At 44.8% G+C, this 11,209-nt stretch carries 12 protein-coding genes and 1 tRNA gene; 7 read left to right on the top strand and 6 right to left on the bottom strand.

Annotated features, from left to right (window positions below; genetic code table 11):
- Positions 1–2 precede the first annotated feature (2 nt).
- On the top strand, positions 3–854 hold the full coding sequence (locus ECA01S_RS09735) for an ROK family protein (protein ID WP_067394665.1): 852 nt from the start codon (positions 3–5) through the stop codon (positions 852–854).
- 121 nt (positions 855–975) lie between these two features.
- Here the strand turns inward: ECA01S_RS09735 and ECA01S_RS09730 are convergent.
- Together ECA01S_RS09730 and ECA01S_RS09725 are read right to left on the bottom strand one after the other, a co-directional pair.
- Positions 976–1,049 (bottom strand) — tRNA-Pro (locus ECA01S_RS09730).
- A 136-nt stretch (positions 1,050–1,185) separates the two neighbouring features.
- Positions 1,186–2,013, bottom strand: coding sequence for an NUDIX domain-containing protein (locus ECA01S_RS09725; RefSeq protein WP_067394663.1), 828 nt, complete (start codon positions 2,011–2,013; stop codon positions 1,186–1,188).
- 185 nt (positions 2,014–2,198) lie between these two features.
- On the opposite strand from ECA01S_RS09725, the gene ECA01S_RS09720 reads away from it, so the two are divergent.
- The 3 genes from ECA01S_RS09720 to ECA01S_RS09710 all read left to right on the top strand — a co-directional run bounded on the left by ECA01S_RS09720 (position 2,199) and on the right by ECA01S_RS09710 (position 4,874).
- Positions 2,199–2,447, top strand: coding sequence for a GlsB/YeaQ/YmgE family stress response membrane protein (locus tag ECA01S_RS09720; RefSeq protein ID WP_067394660.1), 249 nt, complete (start codon positions 2,199–2,201; stop codon positions 2,445–2,447).
- Between the two features lie 129 nt (positions 2,448–2,576).
- Positions 2,577–2,852, top strand: coding sequence for a hypothetical protein (locus ECA01S_RS09715; RefSeq protein ID WP_067394657.1), 276 nt, complete (start codon positions 2,577–2,579; stop codon positions 2,850–2,852).
- Entirely contained in the window at positions 2,853–4,874 is a 2,022-nt protein-coding gene (locus ECA01S_RS09710; RefSeq protein ID WP_067394654.1) for a cation:proton antiporter, read from the top strand. It abuts the gene before it with no gap.
- Positions 4,875–4,936: 62 nt separating this feature from the next.
- Here the strand turns inward: ECA01S_RS09710 and ECA01S_RS09705 are convergent, their stop codons facing one another.
- From ECA01S_RS09705 to ECA01S_RS09690, 4 genes are all read right to left on the bottom strand, one after another.
- Positions 4,937–5,641, bottom strand: coding sequence for a TIGR00266 family protein (locus ECA01S_RS09705; RefSeq protein WP_067394651.1), 705 nt, complete (start codon positions 5,639–5,641; stop codon positions 4,937–4,939).
- A gap of 71 nt (positions 5,642–5,712) precedes the next feature.
- On the bottom strand, positions 5,713–5,985 hold the full coding sequence (locus tag ECA01S_RS09700; RefSeq protein WP_067394648.1) for a hypothetical protein: 273 nt from the start codon (positions 5,983–5,985) through the stop codon (positions 5,713–5,715).
- A 23-nt stretch (positions 5,986–6,008) separates the two neighbouring features.
- Positions 6,009–7,757, bottom strand: coding sequence for an ABC transporter ATP-binding protein (locus ECA01S_RS09695; protein ID WP_067394645.1), 1,749 nt, complete (start codon positions 7,755–7,757; stop codon positions 6,009–6,011).
- Positions 7,741–9,492, bottom strand: coding sequence for an ABC transporter ATP-binding protein (locus ECA01S_RS09690; RefSeq protein WP_067394642.1), 1,752 nt, complete (start codon positions 9,490–9,492; stop codon positions 7,741–7,743). Before ECA01S_RS09690 ends, ECA01S_RS09695 begins: the two co-directional genes overlap by 17 nt.
- Before the next feature lie 477 nt (positions 9,493–9,969).
- On the opposite strand from ECA01S_RS09690, the gene ECA01S_RS14725 reads away from it, so the two are divergent.
- From ECA01S_RS14725 to ECA01S_RS09680, 3 genes are read left to right on the top strand one after another with little or no spacing between them, the layout of a single operon-like run.
- Complete coding sequence (locus tag ECA01S_RS14725; RefSeq protein WP_281176659.1) at positions 9,970–10,101, top strand: hypothetical protein; 132 nt, start codon at positions 9,970–9,972, stop codon at positions 10,099–10,101.
- 2 nt (positions 10,102–10,103) lie between these two features.
- Positions 10,104–10,283 carry a hypothetical protein gene (locus ECA01S_RS09685; protein WP_067394639.1) on the top strand — a complete coding sequence of 60 codons (180 nt, stop codon included), beginning with the start codon at positions 10,104–10,106 and terminating at the stop codon, positions 10,281–10,283.
- A 23-nt stretch (positions 10,284–10,306) separates the two neighbouring features.
- Positions 10,307–10,960 carry an HAD family hydrolase gene (locus ECA01S_RS09680; RefSeq protein WP_067394637.1) on the top strand — a complete coding sequence of 218 codons (654 nt, stop codon included), beginning with the start codon at positions 10,307–10,309 and terminating at the stop codon, positions 10,958–10,960.
- The last annotated feature ends 249 nt before the right edge of the window (positions 10,961–11,209 follow it).

The following is an 11,209-nucleotide window of genomic DNA, read 5'->3' as shown; positions in this document are numbered from 1 at the left end:
GCATGTACGGAGCAATTGAAGCGGGCGGCACGAAATTTGTTTGTGCTGTCGCAGACGATACCTTGAAAATCATTGACAGCGTCTCGATTCCCACCCGGACTCCGGCGGAAACCTTGGCAGATGTTTTTCAGTTCTTTGATCAATATGAATTGACGGCGATGGGGATTGGCTCTTTCGGTCCCATCGGCATCGATCCTAAAAAAGATTCTTATGGCTATGTCTTGGCAACCCCGAAGCCAGGCTGGTCTGAGTACGACTTCTTAGGAAATATGAAGGCCCACTATAATATCCCAATTGCATGGACAACAGATGTCAACGCAGCCGCTTATGGTGAATTAAAACAAGGGGCGGCCCAAGGCAAAGACAGTTGTATCTATCTGACTGTTGGCACGGGTATTGGGGGTGGCGTGGTGATTAACGGCGAAATCTTCTCTGGCATTTCCCATCCTGAAATGGGCCATATTCGCGTCAAACGGGCAACAGAGGATACCTATGTAGGGACTTGTCCTTACCATAAGGATTGCTTAGAAGGTTTGGCTGCCGGTCCATCTTTGGAGGCACGTACCGGCATTAAAGGACAGGAATTGCCTCAGGACCATCCAATCTGGGAGTTGCAAGCCTACTATATCGCGCAAGCTTTAATGAACTATACGCTGACTTTGGCGCCAGAGGTCATTGTGTTGGGGGGCGGGGTCATGAATCAAGACCATTTATTACACAAAATTCGTCAGCAATTTGTGGAACAAATGGCCGGCTACATGGAAACACCTGAAGCTAGTGAATATATCGTTCGCTGGGGTCTACCTAATAAAAGCGGTGTGATTGGCTGCTTGTTGTTAGCAAAAGAAGCATAAAAAAAGTGGCTCCAGTTGCTGGAGCCACTTTTGACGTTTTACGAAATAGTTTTATAAGATTAACTCTATTTGTTTGCCTATTGAAAAAAAGACAGACACCTTGACGGATATTTTTTTAAAATCGGGATGACAGGATTTGAACCTGCGACCTCTTACTCCCGAAGCAAGCGCTCTACCAAGCTGAGCCACATCCCGTTGACGATAAATAGCATATACCTTATCCATTTTTTTGGCAAAAATTTGCACTTTACTTCGCAAAAAAAAGTTCCAACCTTCGTTATAGGTCGGAACTTTTTAAGTTTTTTAGTGCGTGTGGCAGTGGGAGCTCTGGTTACATTTCTTCGCCCACGGATTCCTTCAAACGATAGATTTTAGAAGGCCGGCCAATTCCGACTGGTCGCTCGCCGATTTCTTCAAAGTATTGCAGCATCGCTTTTTTGAAATTAGAGTGGTCAATGGAACGATAATCCACACCAGAGAACTTGGCAAAGACTTTGCGGGCTTCAGTGATGGTAAAATCAGCTCCTAAAACTTGCAGGACTTTTGGCTCATGTTCCATTTTATTGGTAACCCGGTTGAAGGCTTTGACGATGATCTCGCTATGGTCAAAAGCCAAGGTATCAGGACCGGTTGATTCGCTAGTGTTGAGATTAAGTTGGATGGTGACCTCATCGTTGGTTAGCTTTAGTTGCTCACCATGACGCTCCATGTTGAACCAACGGACTTCTTTGGCGTCATCACCAGCCCGCAAGGATTCTTCACCAATAAAAGAGAGATAACTGACAGTTACCACCCAGCCGCGGGGATCGCGATTAGGGGTACTGAAGGTATGCAGCTGCTCAATATTGCGACTGGAGATGGTCACGCCCGTCTCCTCTTTGGTTTCACGGATTACGCTTAAGCCAGTGGATTCGTCTGAATGGACAAAACCGCCAGGTAAGGCCCATGAGTTACGGAAAGGGTGGGTCTTTCGTTTGATCAGCAGTGTTTTTAACTGGTCCTCTTCTTTGTTATAGCACATGATGACGATATCCACCGTTAATGAAGGTTTTTCATAGACCGGTAATTCCTGTTGGGCATACCACTCTAAAAACTCCTTTTCGGAGGCTTCGCGTTCATAGTAATGTTTTTCAGCCGTTTTTGAAGCAAATGATGGCATTTGATTCATCCTTTCTCGTTGCTTCATAATAATAATATAAGTAACTTTTACTATATTGTATCACGGTTCATCAGAAGTACAACCAAAATCCCTAGTAGAATCAGGATTGTTTTTGGTCAAAAAATCATATTATTTGTCAGTTTTTTTGTGAGGAGGTACCCTTATAAGTGAGAGGAGGAATGAAGATGCTTAGTTTTATTTGGTCACTGATTGTTGGGGGCGTTTTAGGAGCGATTGCGGGCGCCATTGTGGGACGAAATGTACCTGGCGGAATCGTCGGCAATATTATTGTTGGCTTTCTAGGTAGTTGGGTTGGAACAGCGCTTTTACCAACTATCGGACCCGTCATTGGTGGTTTTGCTATTATTAATTCACTGCTAGGCGCAGTAATCTGTATCGCGGTGTTCTCCTTCTTTGCTGGACGGGGTCGCTAGTTTTAAGACTGTAACGTACGGCGTTACAGTCTTTTTATCATAGAAAACAGCCCGCTAGTTCCGTTATTTGGGTTGCATAATCGCTAGGAAAGGTCTATCATCTGTGGAGATCATCATGGAGGAAGAAAAATGACTGACTTTGAAGAAAAATTAAAGGCGCTACGGGCACGCTATGATCAAATGGATCCAGAGACCCGGCGCCGCTTATTACAAAAGGTTCAACAAGATCGTTGGCTGAGTTTCCGCTCGGAACGTTTAAAACAAGAGCTGTTACGCTTAGAAGCGAAACGAGCTCAATTAAGCTTTGGGGCTGATGAAAAGCAAATGCGTCAGATTGAAGCACGTATTTTACAAAAAAAGGAACAGTTTTTCCAAATGCTGTCTCATATTGATCGGGGGGATTAGATGTCCATCGTCCTGCTGCTTATCTTATTTACCTTAGCGATTACTTTATCAAATGTGTTTAATCGCTTGATGCCAGCAATTCCTTTGCCACTGATTCAAATCCTTTTGGGGGTCTTGATGGGGCTCACCAGTATTGGGGCCCAGATTACCTTTGAACCAGAGATTTTTTTGGTCATGATTATTGCGCCGCTGCTGTTCCGTGAAGGGGAAAAAGCCGATGTTCGCTCGATTTTAAAGCACTTTTCCGTGATTTTATTTTTAGCCTTTATTGGTGTCTTCTTGACGCTATTTGCAGTGGGGAGTGTTTTGCGGTGGCTGCTACCGGGCTTACCGCTGGCAGCTTATTACGCTTTTGGTGCAGCCTTGGGACCCACCGACGCAGTTGCGGTGGGCTCCTTGTCTAGCCGGATTCGTTTACCTAAACACGTGACCCATATTTTAGAGGGAGAAGGGCTGTTAAATGATGCATCAGGTGTCACGGCCTTTCAATTTGCGCTAGCCGCCTTGACTACGGGCGCTTTCTCTTGGTCAAATGCAGCGGGCACACTGGTGATTTCCAGTATTGGTGGCGGCCTAGTGGGCTGGCTCTTGGTACTGGTGAAACGGAAGGTGGTCTCTTGGATTGAAAAAGCCTCAGCTCGAGATGTCACCGGCTATTTATTATTGGAACTATTGCTGCCCTTTATGGCGTATTTATTAGCAGAGCTGTTTCATGTCTCGGGGATCATCGCAGCTGTTCTAGCAGGCGTCATGCAGGCGGCGCAAATCAAGAAAACGACGCTTTTTGACGCCCAACTAGCGACTGTTTCCACGACGACGTGGGATACCGTGACCTTTACCTTGAATGCCCTGGTCTTTTTATTTTTAGGCATCGAAATCTCACAAGTTTTTCAACCAATTTGGGAAAGCACGGAATACTCCAATGGTTGGCTATTGCTGGTGATTTTGATTGTCACCGCCGTTTTATTTGCCGTCCGCTTCCTAGCGGTGATTTTGTATTATTTCTTTAAAAATCATCGCATTGGCAATTTACGTGAGATTTTACTGTTAACCTTCGGGGGTGTTAAAGGAACAGTCAGTTTGGCAACCGTCTTTATTCTGCCTTTGACTTTGCATGGAGAAACCTTTGTGGGTCGTTCCTTGCTGTTGTTTATTACCGCAGGCGTCATTTTAGGGACACTCCTCGTTGGGATCATTGTCTTGCCTTTACTAAGTGAAGCGGAAGAGCCGGAGCCTTTGCAGATAGAAGAAATTCATATTTTAGAGGAAGTGGCCGTCACCTTACAACGGGAGGCTGATGAAACGAATCGCCTTTCGGCAGAGTCGGTGGCTGAGAATTATCGTGACCGGATTCGAGAGGTCTATTCGGAGCGTTTAACCATCTCCGGCCGCAAAGAAGTCCAAGAATTGCAACTGTTGATGGTAGCCATTGAACGCGATGGTCTGGATAAAGCTTACGAAAGCGGGGCGATTTCTGACGTAGGCTATCAAATCTATCAACGAATCATCCAGCGGTTTGAACGGTCCATTACCAAGCAACTCTTATCCATCATCGGCTTTTGGATTGTCTTTGTGCGCCGGCTCTTAGGACTGGTGCTACATCCAAAGCGGATCTTTGAAAAGAAGCGGCCGCAAGTAGATAAGGATTCTACCTATCAAGAGATTGCCACCTTGTTTCATCGCAACACCCAAGTCGTTTTACAAAGTTATGAAAACTTACGGGATGTTTATGATCCCATGATCATCGATTTTCTACTGGAAGACCGGAAAGCGATGGATGAACAAATCAATAATGGCCTGTTTGTGCAAGCTCTGTTTGCCCAACAGGACCAAGATTACACGAAAGAAGTATTGCGAGGCTATTACTTGGAACGGAAGCTGATTGACGAATATGAAGTGGATGCGCGGATCACGCCGCTCCAAGCGAGTCGTTACCGCCAAAATGTCAATCTATTGGAGTCTTACTCCTTAAATACCGTCAATGATGTGCCGTTGGTTTCTCTACGGCGCTTGACGAAATAACGGCTTAAAAGTACCTAAAAAAACAGCGCAAGACCCTTAACGGCGGTCTTGCGCTGTTTGATTTAGTCGGAGCTGCTGCTCTTAGTGATAAAAGGGTCGATCACCCCAGCCAAGGCTTGTACATTCCGAGTCTGAATCCAAACTTTACCATTGCCTGAAAAACGGTTGACTAAACCTTCACCAGTTTTAAAGCCAAAGGTACCAGAGGCAACTTCGATATGATAATCCAAGGAAGTCGACCAAGCCACTACATGCTGGTTGTCAATCACCATTTCTTTGTCACCAACGGTTAATTCTAATAGATCGCCATAGCTATTGACTAAGAGGGTGCCGCTGCCGGTAGTTTGCATCACGAACAGTCCGCCGGTTCCGCCAAAGAAGGCGCCACTAAGTTTTTGGCGTTCCATATTGTAACGAACAGAAGGATCACAAGCGAGAAAAGCGCCTGTGTTGAGTCGCCATTGTTCCGCGCCTACATTTAATTCCTTGATGGCACCAGGCGTACTAGGAGCCAAAGCGATTTTTGCGGTATCTGTCAGGCCTTTTGCGGTGGAGATAAAGAAGCTTTCACCACTGCTCAAGGAACGCCCTAAGGCCCGTAAAGCACCGCCGATGCCGCTTTGACCATTGCTGTTCATGCGTCCTTCCAATTCGACTTCGCCATTATGATAGACCATAGCACCAGGTTCTAACTGGATCTCTTCCCCTTTTTGCAAAGCGACTTCCACTAGGGGAAAGACCGTGTTTTCAGTTAATGTATACTTCATGAATTGCGCCTCCTTATAGTTGTATCTTTATGATACCGAAAATGCTGAAAAAAAGCTGTTTTGACTCTCTGTCATAGCAACAAAAGCAGCAACAGGTTCAAGGGTGTCACCAAAATCAAAAACATATTTTCCCGCAAGTCGTGGTCTATTTTGCCTGCGGGAAATTTTTGTGTAGTGAGCCATTGAAAAAGAGGGGTCAAAAGTAACCCTAGTAATAAAAATAGGACAATTCCCACGACGGCAATATAGAGGTGCCGACCTAAAAAGAGAATGAATAACACAGTAAATAGAAATCCTTCCATAAAAATCAGGGGCTGGCGTAATTGGCGATAATACTCACGCAAAGGGAGGTCCTCCTTCTGAAAGTTTACAGTTGCTCGGACTGCATTTGATACATTTGATGATAGATTCCTTCCATTTGTAAAAGCGAGTGATGATTGCCGCGTTCCACGATGCGTCCTTGATCTAATACGAGAATTTGGTCGGCTTTTTGAATCGTGGAAAGGCGATGGGCAATCATAAAGGTGGTCCGACCTTCTTGCAAGACTTGCATGGCTTTTTGAATGATGGTTTCAGTTTCAGTATCAACATGACTCGTGGCTTCATCCAAAATCAAGATTTTAGGATTGAAGACCAACGCGCGGGCAAAGCTAATGAGCTGCCGTTCACCACTGGAAAATTCACGGCCTTTTTCTACCACCGGATGATGGATTCCTTTAGGATAACGGGTCAGTAGATAGCCCGCTCCCACTTGTTCCAAAGCCGTCACAATCATTTCTTCGGTGATTTGCGGATCGTTCATGCCGACATTACTGGCAATCGTACCAGTAAACAAATAAGGGTCCTGCATGACAATCGCCATTGATTTTCGTAGGCTGCGCCGATCAACGGCTTCAATCACCTGGTCATCAATGATGATTTGTCCTTCTTGTGGGTCATAGTAACGGAAGAGCAGATTCAAAATGCTGGATTTGCCAGAACCAGTATGCCCCACCAAGGCTAAGGTTTCGCCAGCGGGTACTTGAAAGTCAATGTCATGCAAAACTCGCTGCTCCGGTGTATAGCCGAAGGAAATATGCTGAAAGCGGACATTTCCGGCCGCCACGGTTAAAGGCGCACTTTGCTGTGATTCAATCGGTTCATCAGCAAAATCAAAGATTCGCTTACCCGCGGCTAAGGATTGCTGCACGTTGGTAATGGTTTGCACCAGACCGTCAATTGGGTCATAAAGCCGATTGATATAGTCGATAAAGGCATAAAGCAGTCCGGCAGAAATGGCCAGTCGTCCGTCTAAAAAGAACCATGATAAAGTCGTTAATAACAGTAGAATCGTCGAGTTTCGTAAGAGATTACCTAGGCCCCAAGCAATAGCGGAGTCTAATAGTAAATACTTCCGCCCCATCTTAAACCACTTTTTGACAGTCTCGCTGAATTCCTGCAGGAGCTGATCTTCCCGCTGAAAGGCTTGAATGATGGGCATTCCTTGAACAAACTCATTTAGTTGTCCACTGATTTGCGAAATATATTCCCGCATCGCTAAGTTATAGACAGAGGCATACTTGGTGTAAAAATGTTGCCACAGCCCTAAGATTGGAATCAGTAAAAGCATGACCAAGCCTAAGGTCGTGTTTAAGAAAAAGATGGCAATGAAGGCACCGACGATTTGAATCAGGTTGCTTAAGAGATTGCTGATAACACTCACATAAAAATTAGAGCGTAAGACTTCAGTGTCATTGGTGATCCGAGCGACAATCTTGCCAGAAGGCAGACTGTCAAAAAATGAGACAGGTAACATGTGCATATGCTGAAATAGTTGATCCCGCATCTTTTTCACGATGCTGTTGGACATCTTCCGCAGGTTCAATAGGCTGATATAGCGGAAGAGTGAGCCAATCAAGTTTAGTAAGAGGTAAAGGGCTAAGAGCTGGACTAGTAGCAGTGTATTCAGCTCGCCACTACTGACGGCCGGCGTCATGACTCGGTCAATCAGCTGTTTTGCCACCATGGGGGAGTATAGCTCAAACCCTGCGGCTAGAACGAGCAGAACGGCTCCTAGTAGAAAGATTTTTTTATAATAACGTAAATACGTTAATAAACGTTTAATCGTTGAGAACATCAAGGACATCCTCCTTTATCTGTTGATGATGGTATTGTTCTTGGTACCAGCCAGGGACTTGAATTAGCTCCTGATGAGTCCCCCGCTGGATCACCTGACCGTCTTCTAAAACGATGATTTGATCGGCCTCAGTGATGGCGGATAAGCGGTGGGTCACGATCAAGGCGGTGTGTTCGGTCAATTGCTTGAGGTTGGCGATGATTTCCTGCTCGGTTTTGGCGTCCACCGCCGACAGTGCATCGTCTAGCAGCAAGATCTCGCTATTACGCAGAAAAGCTCTGGCTAAGGAAAGACGCTGCTTTTGGCCACCAGAAAGAGAAACACCCTTTTCACCAACGAGGGTTTCCAAGCCAGCTGGCATGCGGCGTACGTCTTCCGCAAAACGAGCCATTTCCAAGCTTTGCCACAAGGCGTCATCCGTAGCCTTAGCATCCCCAAAAAGCAGATTCTCACGGATTGTCCGGGAAAATAGGGTATGCTCCTGCGGAACTTCGGCAAATTTTTGCCGAACTTGCGCTGTTTGATACTGAAGAAGTGACTGATCATTGATCAATGGTGCTTGTGCAGAATAAGGATAGCGATGGCCAAACTGCCGTAACAAGGTGGTTTTGCCACTACCGGTTTTCCCCACAACCCCCAACACTTCCCCTTTGTTTAAGGTGAGGTTGATGTTCTGTAAGGCTTCGCGCTCGGCCTGTGGATAGTGAAAAGAAAAGTCAGCAAATGTGACGGTCTCAATGCTTGTCAAAGGTAGCGTACCATCAGCCTCCAGGCTGTCGCCCGTTTGCAGGACTTCATTGATCCGGCGCCAAGAAGCAGCACCCTGCTGCATGACATTTACCAAATCACCCGCTGAAATCATTGGCCAGACCACCATCGTCAAGTAGACTTGGAAGGAGACCATGGCCCCAATCGTGATGCGTTGGGAAGCAACGAAAAAGGCACCTAAGCCAAAGCTTAGGACAAAACTGATGGCTAAAATCATGGTAATCAACGGCCCAAAACGGGAGTCGATTTCAGAAACCTGGTCATTTTTCCCCTTTGTTTCGGTGGTTTTTGCCTCAAATTGGCGCGTAGTCTCATCCTCCAAGCCAAAGGCCCGCACAACGCGAATCCCATCGACGATTTCCAGCACCTCGCTGTTCATTTCAGAGACCGCATTTTGCGCCTCGGTAAACGCTTTGTCCACCTGTGAGCCCCATTTGAAAATGTAGTAGGCTAAAATCGGCATGGGTAAAAGGGCTACTAAGGTCAACTGCCAAGAAACGGTCACCGCCATCATTAAGACGATAAAGCTTAGGTAAAGGCTGGTGTTGAGAAAGACCATCAGACCGTAGCCCACTGTCATGCCCATGACTTGAACATCATCACTGGAGCGGGTCATTAAATCCCCCGTCCGAAATCGCTGATAAAAGGGTGCCCCCATTTTGAGAAAATGGCTCATTAGTTGTTCCCGTAATTGTTTTTGCAAATCATAGGAACCGATGAATAAGAAAAAGGTCCAGATAAATTCCGTCAGGTAGCCTAGAATAATGGCACCGGCAAAAAGCAAGACATAGCGCGTCAAAATCGCCATGGAAAAATGATCTTGAATAATCGCATCCACAAATAAACGTAAAATATAGATGGGTGCTACATACATAGCACTGGAAATCACCATAAAGACAAAGACGGTGGTGTAGCGCAGCTTGTGTTCTTTAAAGTAGCTGGTCAATTGTTTTAAAATGTATTTCATGAATAAAAACTCCTCGCTGAATGAAAAATGTGCACAAAAAAACTCCGCCCTTTTCCAAGGACAGAGTTGTAGAGTCGAAAAATAGACCGCTTTAGACAATCTGCGCTAACTTGTTAACGAAAAAGGGATTTTAGATTTTTTTAGTTGTGTTGTAATAGCTGTGTTCATGGTAATCCCTCCTTCCGAATTTTGTGATTTACAGGGACAGTATACCGATAATCGTTGAAAAGAACAAGCGATAGATTAGAAAAAAATAAAAAAAGTTTTTTTGTTAACGGTTTATTTTTCATAAAAGGTTGTAGTTTTACGTATCTGAAAAATGAGTGAAAATGCCTTTTTTAAGCAGTTTATAGGACTTTTTGAATGAAGGATTTAAACAGAGAATATTCTGTAAAATTTTTTCGCGAAAAAGAAGATTAAAATTGTCTAATAGTGTATGATAGAAGCAGATTAAAACGAGGAAAGTTGGAATAAAAAGTGAAATTGAATGTAAAGGCCAAGCCGTTTTCTTATGAACTAGAAATTGAGGATAAAACAATCCAAAATATCATGATGATTGTTTGTGGGACGCTGGCGGTCCGGACTGCTTTGAAAAAGGTGGGACGCTGAAAATGGCAGAAATCATTTTGATTGGCTTGATTTTAATTGGATTAGGCTCAATCAGTTATGAAAGTAGACAAGAAGTACTTTCGCGGAGAGCCTATCGCTTAGGGATTCTCTTAAGTGTTTTATTTATTGGTGCCTGCAGTGTCAGTATCGCCTTTATTCATTATTGTGGTTGGGGCGGCTGAGGAGAGTTTGGAGGAAGTTTAGCATGATAGTGGTATTTGATTTCAATGGCACTCTTTACCAGGATACGCCATATCACGAACAAGCTTGGCGCGAATTTGCCAAGGATTTATTGGGACGGGAATTGACCGATGAAGAATTTCGGGAGATACATGGCCGGACCAATGCAGTGATTTTAGCACGGCTACTGAACCGCCCTCTAAGTAGTGAAGAGGCGGAAAGGCTGTCGGTGGAAAAGGAAAAAGTATATCAAAAAATTGTGGCACAAAAGGGCAAACCGCAGCTGACCAAAGGGGCCACGGCTTTTTTTGATTATTTAAAGGAGCAAGGAATTCCCTTTACAATTGCGACTGCCTCGGGCAAGTTCAATGTAGATTTCTACTTTGAACTTTTTGAGCTCGCTCGCTGGTTTGATTATGAGCAAGTAGTTTATGGTGATGGCACTTTACCAGGTAAGCCAGCGCCAGACCTCTTTTTAGAGGCAGCCCGTAGATTAGGGGGCAATCCTAATGAAATGGTGATTTTCGAGGATTCTCATTTAGGTCTGGAGGCTGCTAAAAACGCCAACCCAGCCAAAATTATTGCGATTGAAACGGCTGGCAACCGACGGGAATTAGCTGCTAGCGGACTGCCGGATTTAATCATAACTGACTTTACCGATCCAAGATTATTTAATTAAAAAGAAGAAGACCGTTCACTTGGGTTTCCTAGGGAAACTAGGTGAACGGTCTTTTTAGCGTAGCATTAAATAGAAAAACAATACTAAGAAAAAGAGAAACGGCAAGGGTGCTATTTTGCGAATCAATACATAGAGCCTTTTTCCTAGCTCTTTTTCTTTTTCGGGGTCCATCAACTGTAATGGGAAGGCCCAAAAACGTCCCCCCTGTGATTTTCAATAGAACGCTCATCAGTAGTAAAATACCAAAAA

The organism is Enterococcus canis NBRC 100695, assembly GCF_001544375.1.
Classification (GTDB): Bacteria; Bacillota; Bacilli; order Lactobacillales; family Enterococcaceae; genus Enterococcus_H; species Enterococcus_H canis.
Note: the sequence above shows the minus strand (reverse complement) of the source record. Positions and strands in the feature narration are given on the sequence as shown.

Excerpts from the sequence above, each read along its gene's own strand:
- ECA01S_RS09720 (WP_067394660.1), top strand. The coding sequence starts at position 2,199 with ATGCTTAGTTTTATTTGGTCACTGATTGTTGGGGGCGTTTTAGGAGCG.
- ECA01S_RS09695 (WP_067394645.1), bottom strand. The coding sequence starts at position 7,757 with ATGTTCTCAACGATTAAACGTTTATTAACGTATTTACGTTATTATAAA.
- ECA01S_RS09680 (WP_067394637.1), top strand. The coding sequence starts at position 10,307 with ATGATAGTGGTATTTGATTTCAATGGCACTCTTTACCAGGATACGCCA.
- ECA01S_RS09735 (WP_067394665.1), top strand. The coding sequence starts at position 3 with ATGTACGGAGCAATTGAAGCGGGCGGCACGAAATTTGTTTGTGCTGTC.
- ECA01S_RS09690 (WP_067394642.1), bottom strand. The coding sequence starts at position 9,492 with ATGAAATACATTTTAAAACAATTGACCAGCTACTTTAAAGAACACAAG.
- ECA01S_RS09725 (WP_067394663.1), bottom strand. The coding sequence starts at position 2,013 with ATGCCATCATTTGCTTCAAAAACGGCTGAAAAACATTACTATGAACGC.
- ECA01S_RS09705 (WP_067394651.1), bottom strand. The coding sequence starts at position 5,641 with ATGAAGTATACATTAACTGAAAACACGGTCTTTCCCCTAGTGGAAGTC.
- ECA01S_RS09685 (WP_067394639.1), top strand. The coding sequence starts at position 10,104 with ATGGCAGAAATCATTTTGATTGGCTTGATTTTAATTGGATTAGGCTCA.
- ECA01S_RS09715 (WP_067394657.1), top strand. The coding sequence starts at position 2,577 with ATGACTGACTTTGAAGAAAAATTAAAGGCGCTACGGGCACGCTATGAT.
- ECA01S_RS09710 (WP_067394654.1), top strand. The coding sequence starts at position 2,853 with ATGTCCATCGTCCTGCTGCTTATCTTATTTACCTTAGCGATTACTTTA.